We start from the raw sequence: 21,255 nt of genomic DNA on the forward strand, positions 1-21,255 counted from the left end.
GGTCATGATGGTCGATTCTACGCCCTACTCGCGTCGTGCGACGCTGCGTCTCCTCGGCACCACGACATTATTCTTTCCCCTGTCAGCTTGCGGCGAAGGCGGGGCGGCCGGCATGCTTGCGGGTGCGACGTCCTCCCCCAACGCCACCCCCATACCGTTCCCAACGCCCATGCCTTCCCCAACGCCCATGCCGACCGCCACCCCCACGGCTGACCTGCGCCCGCGCTATCACATCGCCGCCCCTGGCGGTGGCTGGATCAACGATCCGCAGCGCCCGATCAGGACCGCGGACGGATGGACGCTGTGGGCACTCTTCAATCCGACCTACCCGAACGGGGGGACCTCGTGGCGGCGCTGGACGTCCACGGACCTCATCACATGGCGCGATCGCGACGTCGCCATCCCGCGCAATACGACCCCGTTCGGCGATGTCTGGACGGGCAGCACCGTCAGAGACACAGACAACACGTCCGGCTTCGGCGCGGGCGCCATCATCGCCCTAGCGACCATGCCGGCGAACGACGCTGCCGGACAGAACCAATCCTGCGCGCTGTGGTACTCCCTCGACGAGGGCGCAAGCTTCACCTTCCACGCCATCGTCCTTCCAAATTATCCAGGCAACAAGCCGTTCCGTGATCCGACGGTCTTCTGGCACGAGCCGACACGACGCTGGGTGCTGACCCTGTCGGAAGAAGGCAAGATCGGAATCTACACATCCTCCGATCTGAAGAGCTGGAGCTATGCCAGCGGCTTCTTTTCGGATCTCGTGGGCAGCGTCATGGAATGCTCGCACCTCTTCCAGCTGCACCTGTACGACGAGAATGGCGTGGTGGGCCCGGACAAGTGGGTGCTGCTGGTCGGTGGCAACGGCACGGCCCAGGGCTTCACCGTCGGCACATATTATTGGGTCGGCGACTTCGACGGGACGACCTTTACGGCCGACACCATGACGGGTCAGTGGCTCGACAGCGGTGCGGACTTCTATGCCGCGGTGGTCTGGGCCGATCCCCGCGCCGCCGATCCGCTCGCGAGCGCCTGCACGATCGGATGGATGAGCAATTGGGACTACGCCAATCAGCTCTCGACGAATGCGGGCTACCGTGGACAACTCAGCATCGTTCGTCAGCTACGGCTCCGACGGGCGGGCGGCATCACCCGTTTGTTGAGCACGCCGCTTGCCGAGCAGAATGGCGCGTTCGACCATATGGTCGCTGGAACCGACCAGGTCATCTCGGAAGGAGCAGACTATATGTGGCCCTCCGGCGCCGGCTTCTTCGCCGGTCGCATCGACCTGACGCTGACCCGCGTCGGAGATAGCTGGCCAACGGGGCTTTGGCTCTCGGTGCGGGGCGGCGGGGGCTATTTCACCCAGGTTGGACTCCAGCTCCGGGACAACGCCGTTTTCCTCAAGCGGGATCGGAGCGGTCCAAACGCACCCGACGTCGACGCCTGGACGAAGACCCGGACGGCAGGTTGCGACTTCACCGATGGAACCGCGACGATCAGCCTGCTTGTCGATGCGGGCTCGATCGAGGTTTTCGTCAACGAAGGGGCCGCGGTGCTGTCGGAGCTTATCACCGCGCCCTTGAACTCGACCGAGCTCCACCTCAACACGGCCGGGGGAAGCGTCGGGGTGAGCGACGTCACGATACGCAGCTGAGTTCGGAAAGTGGTGGCCTTGCTGGGCCCGGCAGCCACGGGTCACGCCAGAGCGTGTCGAGCCGGGTCCACCGTTCGCCGCGAGATTGATCCCGATGAGGTTTCGACTGGCTGGGGCGGCACGATTCGAACCTGCGAATGCCGGTACCAAAACCGGGACTTCATCCCGCCTTACCATTCGAAGGCCGCGGATTTCCGGGGCTTTGAGCACTCAACCGGAACTCAAGCGTCGACCCCGACCGGATCGGTCGGGGAAACTCGAACGACCAGATCCACTCATGTCTGCCTCCCAGACGCCCCTTTGGTCGCGCAGCAGCTTGACGGGCGCAGGAACGGGGCCGGCCGCGAAGATAGGGAAAATAGCCCAAGCCGCCGCGAGCGCGAGAGCGCCGAGGCCACCCATCGGCGTGGCGCGGCGCCGCGGATCATCGACATGCGCTGCCATGAAGGTGGAGGAATTGGTGCTGGATCGAGATCGTGCACCGTTCATCTCCAGAATGCTTGAGAACTGGTAAGCGGTGCGCCGACATACTTGTTGGTTTTCGACGATCTTGGCGGAATGGTGCGGGTTGTCGGCATTGTATTCCTATCGACGTTCCTCGATAATTCGGGCTGACGGCAAATCAGCTTTCGAGGAATTCCAAGGATGGATCGGATCGACGCGATGCGCTTGCTGCTCGATGTCTCGGAGGCCGGCAGCTTCTCGAGCGTCGCCCGGCAGCGCGCAATCGCCACCTCGACCGTTGCGCTCGCAATAAGCCAGCTCGAGGAAGAACTCGGCGTCAACCTGATGGTGCGCTCCACGCGGAAGCTCGTGTTCACGCATGAGGGCGAACTGATGCTTGCTGACGCCCGTCGTATCGTGTCCGAGTGGGATGCCGCACTGAGCGGCATGCGTGAGGACGGGCCCCTCAGCGGACCCATCCGGATCACGGCGACAAACGACTTCGGCCGGGTCAGACTGCGTCCGCTCCTCGACGCCTTCCAGGAGCGACATCCTGGCATCCAGGTGACCCTGCTCCTGAGCGACAGTTCGGTAGACCTGATCGAAGAGCACATCGACCTGGCGATCCGGAGCGGGCCACTGCCGGATTCCGCGATGCGTGCCCGGATGCTCATAAGGGGGCCGCGCATCGTCTGCGCGTCCCCGGAATATTGGAGCCGCGCGGGCGTACCCACGCATCCGCGCGATCTCGAGGACCACAACTGCATCGTGCTCGCTCGACCGGGCGCGCCGCTGTCCACATGGCCGTTTCGCGAGGCGGGCAAAATCCTCAACGTCAAGGTGCGGGGGGATCGTCAGGCAAGCGACGGCGATGTCCTGCGCGAGTGGGGCGCGGCGGGGGCTGGCGTCATCCTCAAGAACCAATGGGATGTGCGGCACGAGCTTGAAGCCGGCACGCTCACGACGGCTCTGGACGAGTTCGTGCCCTGGCAGGTCGATCTGTTCGCCGTGCACGCCGGGGCGCCGCCAAGCCGACGCGTGGCGGCGCTGATCGAGTTCCTCACCGCCGCCCTGCGCGACGGTTCCACCGCGGATTGACGCCGATCCCGATCTCACAGGTCCGTCGAGTGCTCGCCTCATCGTGCGGCTCCGTCGACGCGCCGTGCGCGATCGCCGGACCGGAGCGCCTTTGGTAGCTCGGCCGCCAGGAAGTCCAGCAGGGCGCGCACGCCCGGCGGCACGCCCAGTCGGTAGGGGATCACGACGGAGAAGGAAGCGTCCATCACCCGCCACTCGGGCAAAACCGGGACGAGCGTGCCGTCCTCGATCTCGCGGCGGCATATGTAGCAGGGTAGCGCCGCGATCCCCAGGTTGGCGCACGTGGCCATTTTCAGCGAAACCATGTTGTTCGTCCGAAAGCGTGGCGTCAGCGCTACCGACCGCGTCTCATGTCCCGTTCTGGTCAGCTGCCAGGTGGCCATCCCCGGTCGCGAGAGCGCGAGAGCAGTGTGCCGCTCGAGCTCGGCCAGGTCGGCAGGCGCGCCACTGACCTTCAGGTATGTGGCGCTTGCGAACAGCATCCACGGCGCCTTTGCGATGTGCCGCTGGATCAGTGACGAGTCGGCGAGTGCGGTGTTGTGGCCCCGTATCGCGACGTCGAAGCCTTCGGCGATGAGGTCGACGACCCGATCGGTAGCCTCCTCCGTTATCCGCACCTTGGGATGCCGCGCGAGGAACGTCGGCAGGAGGTCGCACAGGACGTACTGCGAGAGCTCGGTCGTCGTCGTGAGCCGGATCACGCCGCTGGGCTCCTTGAGGCCGCTCCGGATCGCCTCCTCGACCTGGGCAGCGCTGGCGATGAGATCCGTCGCGTGCCGATAGAACTCCTCTCCCGTCTGGGTAAGGGCGACCTGGCGTGATGTCCGGTTCAGCAGCCGGACGCCCAGCGCCAGCTCAAGCTCGCCCACTCTGTGGCTGAGCGTAGACTTCGGAAGGTCCAGCTTCCTCGCGGCCGATGCGAAGCCCCCCTGATCGACCACCTGGACGAAGTAGTAGGCGTCGGAAAGATTCAGCATCTTGTATCTCCACGCAGCCGGCAATGTTTTGACACTATATGTACGTGTCGTTCAGACTGGGACAGCGCCGCGACCCGATCCGGCAGATCTACCGAGTTGATCTAAACTTCAGCCGGACCACCTGCTGTGGCACAAGCCACGGCTGAACATGATCCGCAACAATTAGACGTCCATCTCCCTGGACGCAGCGTTCAACAATCTGCCGGAACGAGCCGCCTCGCCATGGGTCGTGCCGATGAATAGCGAAGAAATTGATGCCCGCGCTTCAACCATCGAGGCGCAATGCCGATCACCGGCGATCGTGTCGCTGGCGCCGGACACCAGGGGGGATACTGCAATGACACCGGCGTTCGCGCATCAATCCGGCCTCGCCGACGACCCGCTCTCGCAAGGCAAGCATCGTCTATCGCGCAGGACCGTTCTCGGCGCGGCCGTGGGAAGTGCCGTCACCCCCCGACTTGCCGATGCCGAGCACGCCGCGCGACAGCCTCAACAATGCAGCGATAGCGACACTATCGTGTCGTCCAGGATCGCGATACCGCAGGAAAAGCTCGACGGGTTGCGCGCCCGGCTGCGTTTGACGCGCCGGCCTGAGGCCGAGACGGTCCCGGACTGGTTTCTGAGTGTACCGACCAAGAGCGACGGAAGCGATACCGGTTGCGAACGTCTTTCGCCTCCGGTCCCAAGACAATGCCGCAAGAGTTTTCGACCTACTCGAAAGATGAATTCGAACCGGCCGGGATTATCTTTACATCGCCGCCGCCGCACATCGAACGGGCAACGATCGAGGTGACATCATGAACATCGACTTCACTCACAAGCGCGTCCTCGTTACGGGCTCCACGGCCGGTATCGGCTTCGCCGCCGCCAAGGTTTTTTTGGCTGCGGGCGCAAGCGTCATCATCAACGGTCGGACTGACGAGAGCGTCGAGCCCGCGGTCGCGAGCCTCCTAAAGGTAGCGCCGACTGTCGAGGGCTTCGTCGGCGACCTCGGGACGGCGGAGGCCTCTGCACGGCTTCTCGAACGGCATCCCGAAGTCGACATTCTGGTTAACAGCATCGGCGTCTATGGTCCCAAGGATTTCTTCGAGACACCGGATGACGAGTGGGAAAGGTTCTTTCAAACCAACGTCATGTCCGGCGTCCGGCTGTCGCGTGGCTACGCACCGGGCATGGTGGATCGCGGGTGGGGCCGCATCGTGTTCGTCTCGTCTGAGTCTGCGATCAACATCCCCGCCGACATGATCCACTACGGCTTCACCAAGACCAGCCAACTGGCAGTTTCCCGTGGTCTAGCCAAGCGGCTCGCGGGAACGGGCGTCACCGTCAACGCCGTCCTGCCGGGACCCACCCTGTCCGAAGGCGTCGCCGGCATGCTTACGGCCGGCAATGCGTCTGGCGACAGCGTCGAGAAGATCGCGGCCGACTTCATTGCCGAGCACCGGAGCTCATCGATCATCCGCCGTGCTTCCACGGTCGAGGAAGTGGCCAACATGATCGTTTACGTCAGCTCGGAGCAGGCATCCGCCACGACAGGGGCGGCGCTCCGGGTCGACGGCGGCGTGATCGACAGCATCGTGTGAGCCCCCGTCTCCGGGCCGGCCCGGCGAGACGCGCAGATGCCCGCAAGACCGAACCAAAAACCATCGCATGCAGAAGGAACACCAATGACCGACATCATCACAGCCATCGAAGAGCGCCGCACCACCGTGCTCTTCGATACCACGCGTGACATCAGCGACACGCAAGTTACCGAGCTCGTCCGCCTCGCCACCAAGGCGCCGACCTCGTTCAACCTTCAGAACTGGCGCTTCATCGCCGTGCGCACGCCCGAGGCGAAGGCACGGTTGCGCGCCATCGCCTGGGACCAGGCGAAGATCACCGAAGCTGCCGTGACCTTCATCATCATCGGCAAGCTGGCCGACGAGCAGACGCTGCCCGACCGGCTCGCGCCCGCGGTCGAGGCCGGTATCATGCCGGCGCAGATGGTCGATGGCTGGGTCGCAGGTGCCGGCAGCCTTTACAAGGACCAGCCCTGGCGTCAGCGCGACGAGGCGATCCGTACCGCAACGCTCGGGGCGACGACCCTCATGTTCGCGGCCCACGCCATGGGACTGGGTGCCGGACCGATGATCGGCTTCGACGCTGGGGCGGTTGCCAGCGAGTTCGGCCTGGCCGACGACGAAATCCCTGCGATGCTCGTTTCGGTGGGCTACGGAACGCCGGAGAACTGGCCGCAAAAGCCGCGTCGTCCGCTCCAGCAGGTCCTCAGCTTCGTCTAACGGGAGGGAATGATGCCGCACGTTATCGTGAAGTTCTACTCCGGCCGCAGCGACGAGGACAAGCGGGCCATGGCGGATGGCGTTGCCGCGGCTCTCCAGGAGACCATGGGCTACGAGGTCGCGAACATCTCCGTCTCGGTCGAGGAGGTCGAGAAGGCCGACTGGATGGAGGCGGTCTACGAGCCGGACATCGTCCGGCGCCAGCATCAGCTGGTGAAGCGGCCGGGCTACGGCCACCTGGCCGGGTAGCTTACAGGGCGGCGCGGCGTCTGCAGTCGCGCCGCCTGGCCCGAGAGGCGGCACGTCGGACCGCGTTTGCTTCAACCGATAGCTGAACGGCCACTCCAACACGAAGGAGAATGCAATGTTCGATAAATTCTCGAAGGGATTGTTTCTCGCCGTTGTCATGCTGCTAGCCGCCCCCTCATTGGCGGCGCCACCAACCTCGGAGGAAGAGTTTCCGGCACCGGCAGGGTTCACGCCGGCCTACCAGACCGTGGACGGCGTTAAGCTACACTATCTGAAGGGCGGAAAGGGACCGCTGGTGCTTCTCGTTCACGGGTTCGCACAGACCTGGTATGAATGGACCCAAATCATGCCCCTTCTGGCGAAGAACTATACCGTTGTGGCGATCGATCTACCCGGCCTTGGCCAATCGGAGGCGCCAAAGTCTTATCTGGGCCAAGACATTTCCAAGATTATCTATAAGTTTGCGAAATCACATAGCCAGGATGGCAAGATTAATCTCGTGTCGCACGACATAGGCAACTGGAACACGTTTCCGACGGTCGCGGAGCATCAGGCGGACTTCACGCACGTCGTGTTCATGGAAGCGCCGCTACCTGACGAAGGCCTCTATGCTTTCCCGTCCTTCACACCACAGGGCGAGTCACCCATGTGGCATTTCAGCTTTTTCGCGGCGCCTGGAAATTTCGCCGAAAAGATGGTCGCGGGCCGAGAGAGGATGTTTTTTGAACATTTTATCAAATCGCATGCGGTCAACAAGGCTGTCTTCACTCCGGAATTGCTTGATCGTTATTCACGCTCTTATGCCAAGACGCATTCGTTTAACGCCGCGATGGAGTATTACCGCGCGCTTCCTGAAACCCAACGGCGCAACATCCCGTTGTTCAAGAATAAGCTGACCATGAAAACGATGGCGATCGGCGGCGGCTCTCCAGTGTCGGTCGGCCGGTTCCAAATCGACCAGCTCGCGAAATACACGACTAACATGAAGGGTGTCGTGATTCCGAACTGCGGGCATTGGGTACCCGAGGAATGCGCTGCGTCTTTCCACACGACAATCATCGATTTTCTCGCGGACAAGTGAGTTTTTCTGGATCGGCGTTACGCCGGCAGTGCTGCGCGATCTCGACTATCTCATTGGGAGGATCTCCGCGTGAGACAATTCCTTTTCTCCCAGTGCGAAGCTCTTCATTCGACCGAGAGGGCAATGAAGCCTGATTGCATGCCGCGCTGCTCGCCTTGTCCAAGCCTGCGGAGGCGGGTCGGGCCTCGTCAAGCGCGGCGTCCCTTTACGAACGATCGACAAGGTGGTGGGGCGAACTGGCAGCGCCTCTTCCGTGAGACTTGGGCGTGAGGTGGTTTGACCCTGTCGAATCCAGCCCACCACAGGCCGTGAAAAAAATTGATCTCGATTATCGGACAATTAGAGGCCGAATCCGAGGGATTCGACTGGCTGGGGCGGCAGGATTCGAACCTGCGAATGCCGGTACCAAAAACCGGTGCCTTACCACTTGGCGACGCCCCACCATATCGGCAGGGGCAGGCCCTTAGCGCCTCGCGCGCGGCGGGGAAAGCCCCAAATCGGCTCAGCGGCTAAGCAGGAACACCGCATGGTCCGCACGGAAATTGGCGGCGGCGGCGGTGGTGAGCGATCCGCCGGAGAGGAACCAGGCCTGTTCCACCGCGATGCCGCGTTCCTTCACGAAGGCGCGGAAATCATCGACCGTCAGGTGATGGATGTTGGGCGTGTCGTACCAGCGCATCGGCAGGTTGCTCGTCACCGGCATCCGCCCGCCCCAGAGCAGCGACAGCCGCACCCGCCAATGCGCGAAATTGGGGAAGGAGACGAAAGCGTGGCGGCCGATGCGCAGCAGATGATCCATCACCTGGTCGGGCCGCCGCGTCGTCTGCAAGGTCTGGCTGAGGATCGCATAGTCGAAGCTGTCGTCGGGATAGGAGGCGAGGTCGGTATCGGCGTCGCCCTGCACCACCGACAGGCCGCGCGTCACCGCGCGCGACACATCGCCCGCGTCGAGTTCGAGCCCGCGCGCGTCGACCTGGCGTTCGTCGCGCAGCGCGACCATCAGCGCGCCATCCCCGCAGCCGATATCGAGCGCGCTGCTGCCCGGCGCGACATTGGCGGCGATGATGGCGAGGTCGGGACGAAGCGGGGTCATCGGCGGTACACATCCGGGTCGTGGCGCTGCATCATGAGCGTCGGGTCGGCAAGCGCGGTCCAGCCGAACGACGCGTAGAGCGGATGCGCATCGCGCGTCGCGAGCAGCCAGCGCCGCAGCCCCTGCAGCCGCGGATGAGTCTGGAGGTGCAAGACCATCGCCCGCGCCAACCCCCGTCCGCGCGCCTCCTCGAGCACGAACACGTCCGCGAGATAGGCGAAGGTGGCATGATCGGTGACGACGCGCGCGAAGCCCACCTGCCGATCGCCCGAGAACACGCCGACGACATGTGAGTCCGCCACCGCGCGCGCCACCGTCTCGCGCGGAATGCCTTCCGCCCAATAGCTCCGCGCCAGATAGGCATGGATCACGTCGATCTGCATCTCGGCATGATCTTCGGAGAGGCGATAGACATCGGGCAGCGCGCTCACGCCACGCCCGCCCGCAGGAAGCCGTCGGCGACCCGGTTCAGTTCGGGTACGTCGAGCAGGAAGGCGTCATGCCCATAAGGGCTCGACAACTCGACGAAGCTGCCCTGCGCGCCGGCGGCGTTGAGCGCCTGGACGATCGCGCGTGACTCGCGCGTCGGATAGAGCCAATCGGTGTCGAAGCTGACCAGGCAGAAGCGCGTGCGCGTCCCGCGAAACGCGTTGGCGAGCAGGCCGCCATGCTCCTCCGCGATGTCGAGATAGTCCATCGCGCGGGTGATATAGAGGTAGGAATTGGCATCGAACCGATCGACGAAGCTGATCCCCTGGTGGCGCAAATAGCTTTCAACCTGGAAATCGGCATCGAAACCGAAGCTCTTGGCGTCCCGGCCCTGCAGCCGGCGACCGAACTTCTCGGTCAGCCCCGCTTCGGAGAGATAGGTGATGTGCGCCGCCATCCGCGCCACCGCGAGCCCCGCGGCGGGCGGCTTCGCACCATAATAATTGCCGCCCGCCCAGTTGGGATCGGCCATGATCGCCTGCCGCCCGACCTCATGAAAGGCGATGTTCTGCGCGCTGTGCCGCGCGGCGGAGGCGATGATCAGCGCGGCGCGCACGCGGTCGGGATAGGTCGCCGCCCATTGCAGCGCCTGCATGCCGCCCATCGAGCCGCCGACCACCGCCTCCAGCACCGAAACCCCGAGATGATCGAGCAGCATCGCCTGCGCGCGCACCATGTCCCGGATGGTGATCACCGGAAAGCGCATCGCATAGGGCGCGCCCGACAGCGCGTTGATCGAGGCGGGGCCGGAGGAGCCCATGCAACTGCCGATCACATTGGCGCAGACGATGAAGTGCCGCGCCGGATCGATCGGCTTGCCGGGCCCCACCATGCGCGACCACCAGCCGGGCTTGCCGGTGATCGGATGGGTGGAGGCGACGTGATGATCGCCTGTCAGCGCATGGCAGATCAGGATCGCGTTGCCGCGATCCGCGTTGAGCGTGCCATAGGTTTCATAGGCGATCTCGACGGGCAGCAGGGTGCCGCCGCCATCCAGCGCGAGCGGCCCGGGGAGGATCGCGTGGCGCGCAAGGCCATAACGCTGGTCGTCGGACATTCGCGCGCCCTTAGGCGCGTGTGCGTCAGCGTTCAAGCGGCTCGGCAGGTCCGCCAACACCATTGCCGGTAAAGCCCAGCATGACCGCACCCGGAGGCGTGGCCGCAGCGACGACGTGCATCACGCATTCCACGCGTCCCCCGATGGCGGGATCGGTCATTGCGGCAGGGTCCAGCGTCACGACATCCGTGCCTTGGGCCTTCAACATCGTGCCCAGCCCGATGCCGCAATGCGACTCCACAGCGCGCGCATAATCATCCAGAGGCCTGCCTTCGGCGGGCTGCGGCAGCCCCTTGATCAGATCATGCTCGGTCAGCCAGCGCACTGCCATGTCATGCTGGCGCTGCTGCACCATCGGCCAATAGATGTCGCGATAGCGCGTTTCCAGCGCCGCATCCTCGAACAGCACCAGCATGTCGCTGCGCACGCTGGCTTCGGCGAGGCAGGTCAGCACCTTGTCGTTCAACGGATCGCTGCCCTTGGCGATCTGAATAGCCTCCTCGTCGAGATCCTTGTCGAACCCGATCGCGACGCGGCCGGGCGCGACGCCGCAGCCCGCCACCTCCTGGCTGCTGATCGTCGGCGGCGCGGCATCTTCGACCGCACTGGACGGTTCCGTGGACGCGAGCGCCAGCGCGAGCACGACTGCGCTCAGCACCAGCCGATCCTGACTTTGGGCGAACAGGACGCCGATCGCGCCTCTCTGCAACCGTTCATGACATCTCTCCTTTTGTTTCACCCTAGCATGAACAACGCATGACACCAGCGGCTTGCCATCGCCCCGCCGTTCCGCCATGCGCCGACACCATGTCCGAGCCCGCCACCGCCCCCGTTCCCAAGCCCTGGATCATGGACATCGCGCCCTATGTTCCGGGCCGTTCGACCACCGATGACGGCCGCAAGGTCGCCAAACTGTCGTCGAACGAGAACCCGCTGGGCACCAGCCGGGCGGTGGTGGAAGCGTTCGCACAGGGCAAAGCGAGCCTCAGCCGTTATCCGGATGCCGGCGCCGCGGCGCTGCGCGAAGCGATCGCCGCGCGCCACGGCCTCGATCCGGCGCGGGTCATCTACGGCACCGGATCGGACGAGGTCCTGCACCTCGCCGCCGGCGCCTATTCGGGGCCGGGCGACGAGGTGATCTACGTACGCTACGGCTTCTCGGTCTACGACATCGCCGCGCGGCGCTCCGGCGCGACGCCCGTGATCGCGCCCGACAAGGATTATGCGACCGACGTCGACGCGATCCTCGCCGCCGTCACCGAGCGCACGACGCTGGTGTTCATCGCCAACCCCAACAATCCCACCGGCACCTATACGCCGCGCGCGGACCTGCGCCGCCTCCACGCCGGGCTGCGGCCGGACATCATGCTGGTCGTCGACCAGGCCTATGCCGAATATCTCGAGGCAGACGAGCAGGACGGCGCGTTCGAACTGTCGCAGACCGAAGCCAACGTCATCGTCACGCGGACCTTCTCCAAGATCTATGGTCTCGCCGCCGAGCGGATCGGCTGGGGATATGGGTCGGCCGAGGCGGTGGCGGCGATGCATCGCATCCGCGCGCCGTTCAACGTGACCACCGCGGGCCAGATCGCCGCGATCGTCGCCGTCAACGATCTCGCCTGGGAAGAGGCCAGCCGCGCGCACAACCGCGAATGGCTCGCCTGGCTGGCCGGCGAGGTCGGCGCCCTGGGGAATCACGGTCTGCGCGCGGTGCCCAGCCGCGCCAATTTCCTGCTGGTGCTGTTCGAAGGCAATCTCTCCGCCGAGCAGGCCTATAAGGGGCTGATGGACGCGGGTTATATCGTCCGCTGGCTGCCCGGGCAGGGGTTGCCCCACGGGTTGCGCATCACCGTCGGCACGCCCGAGGAAACGCAGGGCCTCGCCAGGGCGCTGCGGGCGCTCTGCGAGGCGGCGGGCTGATGCTGCCCTTTGCGCGCGTCACCGTCATCGGGCTCGGACTGATCGGCTCCTCGATCGCGCGCGCGATCCGTCAGCACATGCCGACCGTACGGGTGACCGGGCATGATGCCGACCCGCAGGTGCGCGAGATCGCGCGCGCCATCGATCTGGCCGACGATATCACCGACACCCCGGGCGCGGCGGTGACCGACGCCGACTTCGTCATCCTGTGCGTGCCGGTGGGCGCGATGGGCGCGGCGGCGGCCGATATCGCCGCCGACCTGCCGCCCGAGGCGATCGTCAGCGACGTCGGTTCATGCAAGGCGAGCGTCGCGGCGGCGCTGGCGGCGGCGTTGCCGGGCGTGGCGATCGTGCCCGCGCACCCCGTGGCGGGCACCGAGAACAGCGGGCCGGAAGCGGGCTTCCCCAGCCTGTTCCACAAGCGCTGGTGCATCATCACCCCCGCCGCCGATGCCGATGCCACCGCGGTCGCGCGCGTCGAGGCGTTCTGGCAGGCGCTGGGCGCCGAGGTCGAGCGGATGGACGCGACGCACCATGATCTGGTGCTTGCCGTCACCAGCCATCTGCCGCACCTGATCGCTTATACCATCGTCGGCACGGCATCGGACCTCGAGACGGTGACCCGCGGCGAGGTGATCAAATATTCCGCCGGCGGCTTCCGCGACTTCACCCGCATCGCCGCGTCCGATCCGACCATGTGGCGGGATGTGTTCCTTTCCAACAAGGAAGCCGTGCTGGAGATGCTCCAGCGTTTCTCCGAGGATCTGACCGCGCTGCAGCGCGCGATCCGCTGGGGCGATGGCGATACGCTGTTCGACCTGTTCGCGCGAACGCGGGCAATCCGGCGCAGCATCATCGAAGAGGGGCAGGATGATGCGCGGCCCGACTTCGGCCGGTCGCACGAGTAGGGGGCTTCCTCCCCGGGCGCCAACCGACCGATACCGATCGGGCGGTCGCTATCGGGCTCGATCATCATCCCCGGCGCCCATCGAGCGACGTTGCGCGACAGATCGGCATGTCCGGCGTTCGATATCAGACCGGCAGGCGGTTGCCGGTCATCTGCGAAGACCGTCTCGGATTCTGTAGCGCAGATAGCGCTTCTTCAACCGAGCACCCGGGCCGCCGGCATCACCGCCCGGAGAACTTGCGCACGGCCGCGGCGCGCGCCGGATGAACCAACGACCCGGCCCGGACGCGTCGCGACCAAGCCGCTTCGCGCGGCGATCTGACCGCCATGACGGCGAACGCTATATCTCATAATTTTATCTGGTGCGGGGTCTCGTTCGGCCATATGCATGATGCAAGCGACTACAGTAGCGCTATCATCAAAATGGAGGGAGATGTCATGCTGAAACGGACAAGTTTCATTCCGGCAGGTAAAGTTGCGCGGCGGCAAGCTCTGATCGCGGGGATGCTCGGGCTCATCGCTGCGGTAACGCTCTCAGGGGCAGCGCGCGCCCAGACGGACAAGATGGAGCCGATCGCGGTTCCGGCCCAACCCGATGCGATAGAACTGGCAACCGGACCTCTTCCCGGCGCGGTCGCGCAGGAGTCCTGGCATAGCCAATATGGTAGCGTTTTCGCACGGAACGTCACCGTCGCAACGCTCACGCCGTTTTTGCCGGACCCGGCGAAGGCGACGGGCGCGGCCGTGATCGTCGCGCCCGGTGGCGGGTTCCGGACGCTTTCGATGCAGAACGAGGGATGGGATGTGGCCAAGGCGCTGGCCGACCGGGGTGTCGCCGCGTTCGTCCTGAAGTACCGCCTCAACCAGACACCGCAGGACATGGCTGCCTTCGAAAGGTCCATGCAGCAGATGTTCTCGGCCGCGGCGCGCCCGCGGCGGATGAATCCGGATGAAGCCATCAAGGGGCTCACACCGCAGATAGAAGATGCTCGCGCAGCGTTCGCGCTGGTGCGGCGTCGGGCCACCGAGTGGCGCATCGATCGGGATCGCATCGGAATGATCGGATTCTCCGCCGGAGCGATGCTGACGATGGCGACGACATTGGCGGGCCAGGACGCGAAGCCAGCCTTCATCGGAAACATCTATGGTCCGCTGGCGGCCATGACGGTTCCCACCGACGCGCCGCCGATGTTCGTCGCGCTTGCTGCGGACGATCCGCTGTTCGCGAACAATGGTTTCGGCCTGATCGAAAGCTGGCGGACCGCGAAACGGCCGGTCGAGTTTCATTTCTACGAGCGCGGTGGGCATGGGTTCGGGATGTACAAGAAGGCGACGACCAGCACGGACTGGTTCGAAGCGTTCGCACACTGGATCGGGATGCATGGCATGCTGAAGCCGGCAAGCTGATCGAGCACGCCACCGCGGTGGATCGGGCGTCACCGTCAGGCTCGAGCCTGGGGCGCTGTCCTGATCCGCCGCGGTGGCGGCCTCAACATGGTTCGAACGACGGTCACGCAATCCCGCCTGGGGCGCTTTCCTGCGCAGCGGCCGTCAATCGCGTAAAAAGGCGCGTTCCGCCTCGTCGCCTTCCCGATACCGGAACCATTCGAAATCGGCGGCCAGTCCGGTACCCGACAGATCCTGGCACGCCATGCCGACGAAGCAACCGGTAAAGTTGGGCAATCCCGGCAGCGTGGCTTCATCCGACAATATCGACGCATCGAGCGTCATCGGCAAAACCTGCCATTCGCGATCGCCGGCCGATCGCCAGGCAAAACGAAGCGCGGCGCCGTCGACATCGACGCGCAACTCGATCGCGCCGTCGGGAAGGGCAGGGACGACGACCACGTCCGTGCAGCCGGTGAGATCCGGGGCGGCGGACATGACGTGCAATTGGCGGACGCCATCATCGGACGTGATGTTGAGATAATGAAATTTCGTGCTGTTATAGTAGCACGCCAGTCCGGCGGCCTGCTGAAAATGATCCGGCGCGAACTCCACGCGCGTCGTCACCGTATATCGGTGGTCAGTCTGCCGGCGCGCGACCAGTGATTGCTGGAACAGGCTGCCGATCGTCTCGCGTCCGAACAGACGCAGATGACCCGGTCGAGCCGTCAGACTGAACAGGAATTCAGGACGAGGCGTTCGCAGCCACTGGAACGCGTCGGGCAGATCCGGGCCGTCGAACGTCCCGTCCCATGCCTGCTCGGGCCACGGATGGGGGGCGAGGGCGGGCTGCGGGGGCGTGGGATCCGGTTTGCCGGTGCCGTCGATCGTCCGCAGCCAGCCATCCGCATCCCACCGTACCGGCTGGATCGATGTCTCGCGCCCGAGCACGCAACGCTCCGTGCCTGGCGCGGGGCGGCCGCACAGAAAAGCCAGCCAGGTCGTTCCATCGGCCAGTTCTACCAGGTCGCCATGGCCCGCACGGGCAAGCGGAGCATCTGCGCGTCCGCCCGCGGTGAGCACGGCGCCGTCCGGGTGTACCTCATAAGGGCCGAGCAGCGATCTGGACCGTGCCATCACCACGGCGTGGTCCCAGCCGGTCCCGCCCTCCGCGACCAGCAGATGATACCAGCCATCCCGCTTGTAGAGGTGCGGGCCTTCGGTGAAGCCCCGCGCGGTCCCCGTGAAGATGAGCTTCGGGACGCCGATCAGCCGCAATGTTTCGCGGCAGAGCTGCTGCGCCACGATCCCCGCGAACCGACCGCGTCCCGGCCGGTGATCCCACAACATATTGAGCAGCCAGGTGCTGCCGTCGTCGTCGTGGAAGAGCGCCGGGTCGAAGCCGCTGCTGTTCAGATAGACAGGGTCGGACCAGGCGCCGTCTATCCGGTCGCAGGTCACCAGATAGTTGTGGAAGTCGCGCAGCGACGCGCCGGTGGCGCCGTCCACCGTGGTCTGCCCGTACCGCTTGACGTCGGTATACACCAGCCAGAAGCGCCCATCGGCATGGCTGAGATCGGGCGCCCACACGCCGCAGGAATCGGGATTGCCCCGCATATCGAGCTGCGCCGCGCGAGCCAGCGGTCGGGATGCCAGCCGCCAATTCGCCAGGTCGCGGGAGTGATGAATCTGCACGCCCGGATACCATTCGAACGTGGATGTCGCGATAAAGATATCCTCCCCGACGCGCACGATCGAAGGATCGGGGTTGAAGCCGCGAAGGATCGGATTGCAGATGTGAGTCATACGGGCTTGCGTACCAATGTCCAAAGGAGGGCGGCGCCGACAAGATCGAAGACGCCAAGCAAAACGAAGAACGGCTCGTAGCCGACCTGGTCGACAAGGCCCCCGATAAGGAGCGAAAAGATCAGCACGCCGAGATTGCCGGCCAATCCGGCAAAGCCTGTCGCCGTCGCGACCTCGTTGCGACGGAACAGGTCGGACGCCATGGTGATGACGGTGACCGAAAGCGTCTGGTGCGCGAAGCCGCCAAGGCAGAGCAACGCGATCGCCACATAGGGGTTGGTCACCCAGCCGACCAATGCCATTCCGGTCATCATGACCGCGCCCAGCGTAAAGGCGCTGCGCCGGGCATCGATGAGGTTGATGCCGCGGCGCTGCAGGAAGGCGACGACGGCAGGACCGAACAGGCAGCCGAGATCTGCGGCGAGGAACGGCAGCCAGGCAAAGATCGCGATCTGGGTCAGGTCGAACCCGCGTTCACGCGCCAGATAGAGCGGCATCCAGAATGACAGCATCCCCCACGTCGGGTCGGCGAGCAGCCGCGGCAAGGCGATGCCCCACAGGTCGCGCCGCTTCAGCAGCGGCAGGATCGCAGGTCGTGCCGTCGTCGCCGCGAGGCGCGCTTCCTGACCTTCGTTGATGTACCGCTGTTCCTCGGCGCGGATGTGGCGGTGGCGTGCCGGGGTTTCGTACCACCAGAGCCATATCAGCACCCACAGGATGCCGAGGCCGCCGGCAACGAGAAAGGCGAGGCGCCAGCTTTGGGTAAGCACCGCCCAAGCTACCAGCGGAGGCGCAAAAACGGCGCCGAACGAGGCGCCGATATTGTAGATGCCGCCGGCGACGCCGCGCTCGCGCGAGGGGAACCACTCCGCGATCAGCTTCTGGCCGGCCGGCTGCGCCGATCCCTCGGCCAGGCCGAGCGCTCCGCGCAACGCGGCAAAGCCCAGCCAGCCTTGCGCGAAGACATGGGCCATCGTGATGAGCGACCAGATCGCCACGCAGAAGGCAAAGCCGATCCGGAGACCGGCTCCGTCGAGCACGTAACCGATGAGCGGCTGAAACATGACGCCGATCTGGAACGCGCCGGTGATCCAGCCATATTGCTCGTTGCTGATGCCCTGTTCGGTCAGGATCACCGGTGCGGCGACGCCGAGAACGGAGCGGGACAGATAGTTGATGATCATCGCGCCGACGAACAGCGCGATGATGGTCCATCTGAGCTTGGGAATGCCAGCGATTCGCAACGACCCCTCCGGTAACGTGAACAGATCGGTCGATAGCGCTTTCACATGGCACCGAGCGAGCGATTCGGATTATTTTTGATTGCAGACGGCTTCGCGAACCGCCCACAGCCGCCAGAGCTAGCGCATTTGTCAGAGTATTGACAAGAGGAAGTCTGGAATTTATGCAGTAGATGATAACGTTACCAAGCCGGTGCGGTGGCACCGGAGGTGGCGAAGCCGAACGGGCGGGTGTGGTGTCCCAGCGACGTCGCGTACCGGCCGCTATCACAGGGGGGTGCGTGGGAAATCTTCGCTCGAATCGCTAAAAGATGCGCTGGCGCGCTTCGCTGTGACGGATCGCGCGAACAGATCGCGACGATCCGGGCAGCGGCCGTGGCGCGTTAATCATAATAGAAATCGAGTTTTGTTGCGATGATCCGTCACAACAGATGATCCGTTACAACATCAGTGCACGGTTCCAATAACGAATATGGCGTCAAGGTGCTTTTCCAATGTGCACCAGATCCATTTATCAAAGATCAGGGAGAGTGGGATGTTAAAGGACGTTTCGGTTTATTCGAAGCAGGGCATGCTCAATGCCTCTGCCAGCTTTCTGGCCATGATCGCGTGCATGGCGCCGGCGGTAGCCGCCGCGCAGGAGGTCGCACCTTCATCGCCTGCTGCTGCCGTGCCCGCCGAGGCGCCCGCTACGCCGCAGCAGAACGAAGCCACCGTGGAGCAGGCGGATGCGGCCGAAGCATCGCAGCGCGACATCGTCGTGACCGGGACGCGCATCGCCGCGGGCGGTTTCGATGCGCCGACGCCGACGACCGTGATTGGCGAGGCGGATATTGCCGCCAACGCCCAGCCCAACATCTTTACGACGATCGCGCAATTGCCTTCGCTTCAGGGATCGTCCGGTACGTCGGTCAATACCTTCAGCACGTCGAGCGGTCAGCAGGGGCTCAGCTCGTTCTCGCTGCGGGGGGTCGGGGCGATCCGCACGTTGACGCTGCTCGACGGGCAACGCATCGTCGGCGCCAATGTGACGGGCGTTCCCGACATCAGCCTGTTTCCCCAATTGCTGGTCCGGCGGGTGGACGTCGTCAATGGCGGCGCGTCCGCGTCCTACGGTTCCGACGCTGTCGGCGGTGTCGTGAACTTCATCACGGATACGCGTTTCGAGGGTATCAAGGGCAACGTCCAGGGCGGCATCACGCGCTACGGCGACGATGAGCAGGGGCTGGTCCAGCTTGCCGCGGGCAAGAGCTTTCTGGACGACCGGCTGCACGTCGTCGCCAGCGGGGAATATAGTCATGAGGATGGCGTCGGCGGCGGCGAGTTCGGGACGGAACTCGCAGGCGGCCGCGACTGGTTCCGGCAGACCACGATGATCAATCGCGGTGTGCTGAACGACGGATCGCCGCAGTATATCGTGCGCGATTTCGCGCAGTCGATCACATTCGCCAAATATGGTCTCATCACCGCAGGCCCGCTGCAGGGCATCGCATTCGACCAGAACGGCAGCCCCTTCCAGTTCCAGTACGGATCGAACGGGGTGCCGGCGCGCGATGCGTCGGGCGCGGTCTCCGGTTGCTTCCCGGGCTTCTGCCTGGGCGGCGATCTGAGCGGCAACGTGGATGCGGGGCGGTCGTTGAAGTCGAGCATCGAACGGCTGATCGGATATGGCCGGGTCGGTTTCGACTTCGCCGACAAGAACGAGATCTACGTCTCGTTCAACTTCGGGCAGGTCAAAACGAGCAACCAGCCGGTCAACGGCCAGAACCGGCCCAACCTGACGATGCAGTGCGAGAACCCGTTCGTGCCCGGTTTGGTGCAGGCCGCCTGCGCGGCGGCGGGGATCACCAGCTTCCAATACGGCACGAGCAACGCGGCGCTCGGCAACACCCAGGTCCATACGGATCGTCGGCAGTACAGGGGCGTGGCCGGTGTGAAGGGTGAGTTATCGCTTGCCGGATCGGCGTGGAACTATGACGCCTATTACCAGCACGGAACCAATTACACCGATATCGATGTCGACAACATCCTGCTGTCCAATCGTTTCAACCAGGCGATCGATGCGATCACGCTGGACGGCGCGATCGTGTGCCGCAGCGCGACCGCGCGCGCGAACGGCTGCCAACCGCTCAACATCTTCGGCGGCAACCCGTCCGAAGCGGCCCTGCGCTACATCATGCCCGAGAACGGACCCTATCAGCGGACGCGGCAGACGCAGGATGTCGTCAGCCTCAGCGTCTCGGGGTCGCCGGTCGATCTCTGGGCGGGCCCGTTGTCGATCGCATTCGGTGGCGAGTATCGCCATGAATTCTATACCGTCCGCGCCGACCCCTACGGCGCCGGCTTCGCCGCGACGCCCGAGAATGGCGACTATCCGGCCGATCCGGTGCTGATCCCCGGCGGCAACAATTGGTATGCGGGCAACTACAAGAACGGATCGGGCGCCTACAGCGTCAAGGAGGCGTTCTTCGAAGCCAATCTGCCGATCCTCGATTCCGAAAGCCTGGGTCGTGCGAACATCAATGGCGCGGTCCGCGTCACCGATTACACCACCTCGGGCACCGTCTGGGCGTGGAAGGTGGGTGGAACCTGGGATCTGCCGGTGGATGGGCTGCGCATCCGCGGCGTCACCTCGCGTGACGTGCGCGCGCCCAATTTGTCGGAGTTGTTCGCCGCGCCGGTCACCACCACGCTGCCGAACTTCTTCGATCCGTTCAACAATACCAATGTCCTGGTTATCCAGAATACGATCGGCAACACCGATCTGACGCCGGAACTGGCACGGAACACGACCGCCGGCATCGCCCTGGTCAGTCCATCCTGGCTGCCGGGCCTCAGCCTGTCGTTCGACTACTACACGCTCAAGATCAAGGACGTGATCTCGAGCATCGCGCCGGCCGATATCGTTCAGCTGTGCTTCCAGAACGTCCTTCCGGAAACCTGCAGCGCGTTCAACCTCAACAACACGAGCGGCCCCAACTTCATCAACGTGCAGGCGTTCAACCTCGCCTCGATCGACACCGATGGCTTCGACATCGAGGCGAGTTATCGGTGGCAGCGGCCGCTAGGATTGCCGGGCAACTTCACCGTCCGCGTGCTGGCCACCCACGTCCGCAAGTTCGTGACGGACACGGGCCTGCCGGGTACGATTCCGAACGACACCGCGGGCGTGAACAACGGCAACACGCCGGACTGGAAGTGGCTGGCGGTGCAGACCTACGAGAACGACGATTTCTCGCTGCTCGTGCAGGAGCGCTGGTTCACCGACGGCACCTTCGGCAACCAGTATGTCGTCTGCGAACCCGGCAGCTGCCCGGCGTCGACCGCCACTCAACCGACGATCGACGACAACTTCATGCCCGGCGCCTTCTATCTCGACATCGGCGGCACCTATAACCTGACCGACCAGGTCACCGCCTATTTCAAGGTGGACAATCTCTTCGACCGTGATCCCGCGCGGTCGACGATCTTCAGCAATCCGGCGCTCTACGATCAACTCGGCCGGACCTATCGCGCGGGTGTCCGCTTCAAGTTCTGATGGACGCGACGGCCGGGCGGGGTGACC

At 64.5% G+C, this 21,255-nt stretch carries 18 protein-coding genes and 1 tRNA gene; 11 read left to right on the top strand and 8 right to left on the bottom strand.

What is annotated here, in order from left to right; translation table 11 throughout:
• The first annotated feature begins 4 nt into the window (after positions 1 to 4).
• Entirely contained in the window at positions 5 to 1,660 is a 1,656-nt protein-coding gene (locus NX02_RS07020; protein WP_162232665.1) for a glycoside hydrolase family 32 protein, read from the top strand.
• A 645-nt stretch (positions 1,661 to 2,305) separates the two neighbouring features.
• Positions 2,306 to 3,202, top strand: a complete 897-nt coding sequence (locus tag NX02_RS07025) for a LysR family transcriptional regulator (RefSeq protein ID WP_025291486.1) — start codon at positions 2,306 to 2,308, stop codon at positions 3,200 to 3,202.
• A gap of 38 nt (positions 3,203 to 3,240) precedes the next feature.
• Here NX02_RS07025 and NX02_RS07030 read toward each other — a convergent pair whose 3' ends face one another.
• The gene (locus NX02_RS07030) at positions 3,241 to 4,179 is read right to left on the bottom strand and encodes a LysR substrate-binding domain-containing protein (protein WP_025291487.1); all 939 of its coding nucleotides are present in this window, start codon (positions 4,177 to 4,179) and stop codon (positions 3,241 to 3,243) included.
• Between the two features lie 235 nt (positions 4,180 to 4,414).
• On the opposite strand from NX02_RS07030, the gene NX02_RS32270 reads away from it, so the two are divergent.
• The 5 genes from NX02_RS32270 (at position 4,415) to NX02_RS07050 (ending at position 7,791) form a co-directional block, all read left to right on the top strand.
• Positions 4,415 to 4,972, top strand: coding sequence for a hypothetical protein (locus NX02_RS32270; RefSeq protein ID WP_158013946.1), 558 nt, complete (start codon positions 4,415 to 4,417; stop codon positions 4,970 to 4,972).
• Between the two features lie 4 nt (positions 4,973 to 4,976).
• Entirely contained in the window at positions 4,977 to 5,762 is a 786-nt protein-coding gene (locus NX02_RS07035; protein ID WP_025291488.1) for an SDR family NAD(P)-dependent oxidoreductase, read from the top strand.
• Between the two features lie 84 nt (positions 5,763 to 5,846).
• A complete protein-coding gene (locus NX02_RS07040) occupies positions 5,847 to 6,461 on the top strand; it encodes a nitroreductase family protein (RefSeq protein WP_025291489.1) in 615 nt (204 codons plus the stop codon).
• Between the two features lie 9 nt (positions 6,462 to 6,470).
• Positions 6,471 to 6,710, top strand: coding sequence for a tautomerase family protein (locus tag NX02_RS07045; protein WP_211258300.1), 240 nt, complete (start codon positions 6,471 to 6,473; stop codon positions 6,708 to 6,710).
• 115 nt (positions 6,711 to 6,825) lie between these two features.
• Positions 6,826 to 7,791, top strand: coding sequence for an alpha/beta fold hydrolase (locus NX02_RS07050; RefSeq protein WP_025291491.1), 966 nt, complete (start codon positions 6,826 to 6,828; stop codon positions 7,789 to 7,791).
• A 366-nt stretch (positions 7,792 to 8,157) separates the two neighbouring features.
• Here NX02_RS07050 and NX02_RS07055 read toward each other — a convergent pair.
• The 5 genes from NX02_RS07055 to NX02_RS07075 form a co-directional block, all read right to left on the bottom strand.
• Positions 8,158 to 8,232 (bottom strand) — tRNA-Gln (locus NX02_RS07055).
• A gap of 61 nt (positions 8,233 to 8,293) precedes the next feature.
• Positions 8,294 to 8,884: a methionine biosynthesis protein MetW gene (metW, locus tag NX02_RS07060; protein ID WP_025291492.1), complete on the bottom strand. Its 591-nt coding sequence runs from the start codon at positions 8,882 to 8,884 to the stop codon at positions 8,294 to 8,296.
• A complete protein-coding gene (locus NX02_RS07065; protein ID WP_039996463.1) occupies positions 8,881 to 9,315 on the bottom strand; it encodes a GNAT family N-acetyltransferase in 435 nt (144 codons plus the stop codon). Before NX02_RS07065 ends, metW begins: the two co-directional genes overlap by 4 nt.
• Positions 9,312 to 10,430, bottom strand: a complete 1,119-nt coding sequence (gene metX, locus NX02_RS07070; protein WP_025291494.1) for a homoserine O-acetyltransferase MetX — start codon at positions 10,428 to 10,430, stop codon at positions 9,312 to 9,314. The genes NX02_RS07065 and metX overlap by 4 nt, the downstream gene beginning before the upstream one ends.
• Before the next feature lie 25 nt (positions 10,431 to 10,455).
• Entirely contained in the window at positions 10,456 to 11,226 is a 771-nt protein-coding gene (locus NX02_RS07075; protein ID WP_158013947.1) for a hypothetical protein, read from the bottom strand.
• An 11-nt stretch (positions 11,227 to 11,237) separates the two neighbouring features.
• On the opposite strand from NX02_RS07075, the gene NX02_RS07080 reads away from it, so the two are divergent.
• From NX02_RS07080 to NX02_RS07090, 3 genes are all read left to right on the top strand, one after another.
• Positions 11,238 to 12,350 (top strand): pyridoxal phosphate-dependent aminotransferase, encoded by a 1,113-nt coding sequence (locus NX02_RS07080; protein ID WP_025291496.1) that lies wholly within the window; start codon positions 11,238 to 11,240, stop codon positions 12,348 to 12,350.
• Positions 12,350 to 13,258 (top strand): prephenate/arogenate dehydrogenase family protein, encoded by a 909-nt coding sequence (locus NX02_RS07085; RefSeq protein ID WP_025291497.1) that lies wholly within the window; start codon positions 12,350 to 12,352, stop codon positions 13,256 to 13,258. Before NX02_RS07080 ends, NX02_RS07085 begins: the two co-directional genes overlap by 1 nt.
• 503 nt (positions 13,259 to 13,761) lie before the next feature.
• The gene (locus NX02_RS07090) at positions 13,762 to 14,664 is read left to right on the top strand and encodes an alpha/beta hydrolase (protein WP_245648862.1); all 903 of its coding nucleotides are present in this window, start codon (positions 13,762 to 13,764) and stop codon (positions 14,662 to 14,664) included.
• 144 nt (positions 14,665 to 14,808) lie between these two features.
• Here NX02_RS07090 and NX02_RS07095 read toward each other — a convergent pair whose 3' ends face one another.
• Both NX02_RS07095 and NX02_RS07100 read right to left on the bottom strand, forming a co-directional pair.
• Positions 14,809 to 16,449, bottom strand: coding sequence for a glycoside hydrolase family 43 protein (locus NX02_RS07095; RefSeq protein WP_025291499.1), 1,641 nt, complete (start codon positions 16,447 to 16,449; stop codon positions 14,809 to 14,811).
• Positions 16,446 to 17,693: an MFS transporter gene (locus NX02_RS07100; protein ID WP_025291500.1), complete on the bottom strand. Its 1,248-nt coding sequence runs from the start codon at positions 17,691 to 17,693 to the stop codon at positions 16,446 to 16,448. The genes NX02_RS07095 and NX02_RS07100 overlap by 4 nt, the downstream gene beginning before the upstream one ends.
• 532 nt (positions 17,694 to 18,225) lie before the next feature.
• Between NX02_RS07100 and NX02_RS07105 the strand changes: the two genes are divergently transcribed.
• Positions 18,226 to 21,228, top strand: coding sequence for a TonB-dependent receptor plug domain-containing protein (locus tag NX02_RS07105; protein ID WP_025291501.1), 3,003 nt, complete (start codon positions 18,226 to 18,228; stop codon positions 21,226 to 21,228).
• Positions 21,229 to 21,255 lie beyond the last annotated feature (27 nt).

The organism is Sphingomonas sanxanigenens DSM 19645 = NX02 (assembly GCF_000512205.2).
Lineage (GTDB): Bacteria > Pseudomonadota > Alphaproteobacteria > Sphingomonadales > Sphingomonadaceae > Sphingomonas_D > Sphingomonas_D sanxanigenens.

What these genes read in the sequence shown, in the direction of transcription:
- NX02_RS07020 (WP_162232665.1), top strand. Translation starts at nt 5, where the DNA reads ATGATGGTCGATTCTACGCCCTACTCGCGTCGTGCGACGCTGCGTCTC.
- NX02_RS07025 (WP_025291486.1), top strand. Translation starts at nt 2,306, where the DNA reads ATGGATCGGATCGACGCGATGCGCTTGCTGCTCGATGTCTCGGAGGCC.
- NX02_RS07030 (WP_025291487.1), bottom strand. Translation starts at nt 4,179, where the DNA reads ATGCTGAATCTTTCCGACGCCTACTACTTCGTCCAGGTGGTCGATCAG.
- NX02_RS32270 (WP_158013946.1), top strand. Translation starts at nt 4,415, where the DNA reads ATGAATAGCGAAGAAATTGATGCCCGCGCTTCAACCATCGAGGCGCAA.
- NX02_RS07035 (WP_025291488.1), top strand. Translation starts at nt 4,977, where the DNA reads ATGAACATCGACTTCACTCACAAGCGCGTCCTCGTTACGGGCTCCACG.
- NX02_RS07040 (WP_025291489.1), top strand. Translation starts at nt 5,847, where the DNA reads ATGACCGACATCATCACAGCCATCGAAGAGCGCCGCACCACCGTGCTC.
- NX02_RS07045 (WP_211258300.1), top strand. Translation starts at nt 6,471, where the DNA reads ATGATGCCGCACGTTATCGTGAAGTTCTACTCCGGCCGCAGCGACGAG.
- NX02_RS07050 (WP_025291491.1), top strand. Translation starts at nt 6,826, where the DNA reads ATGTTCGATAAATTCTCGAAGGGATTGTTTCTCGCCGTTGTCATGCTG.
- metW (WP_025291492.1), bottom strand. Translation starts at nt 8,884, where the DNA reads ATGACCCCGCTTCGTCCCGACCTCGCCATCATCGCCGCCAATGTCGCG.
- metX (WP_025291494.1), bottom strand. Translation starts at nt 10,430, where the DNA reads ATGTCCGACGACCAGCGTTATGGCCTTGCGCGCCACGCGATCCTCCCC.
- NX02_RS07075 (WP_158013947.1), bottom strand. Translation starts at nt 11,226, where the DNA reads ATGGCGGAACGGCGGGGCGATGGCAAGCCGCTGGTGTCATGCGTTGTT.
- NX02_RS07080 (WP_025291496.1), top strand. Translation starts at nt 11,238, where the DNA reads ATGTCCGAGCCCGCCACCGCCCCCGTTCCCAAGCCCTGGATCATGGAC.
- NX02_RS07085 (WP_025291497.1), top strand. Translation starts at nt 12,350, where the DNA reads ATGCTGCCCTTTGCGCGCGTCACCGTCATCGGGCTCGGACTGATCGGC.
- NX02_RS07090 (WP_245648862.1), top strand. Translation starts at nt 13,762, where the DNA reads ATGCTCGGGCTCATCGCTGCGGTAACGCTCTCAGGGGCAGCGCGCGCC.
- NX02_RS07095 (WP_025291499.1), bottom strand. Translation starts at nt 16,449, where the DNA reads ATGACTCACATCTGCAATCCGATCCTTCGCGGCTTCAACCCCGATCCT.
- NX02_RS07105 (WP_025291501.1), top strand. Translation starts at nt 18,226, where the DNA reads ATGTTAAAGGACGTTTCGGTTTATTCGAAGCAGGGCATGCTCAATGCC.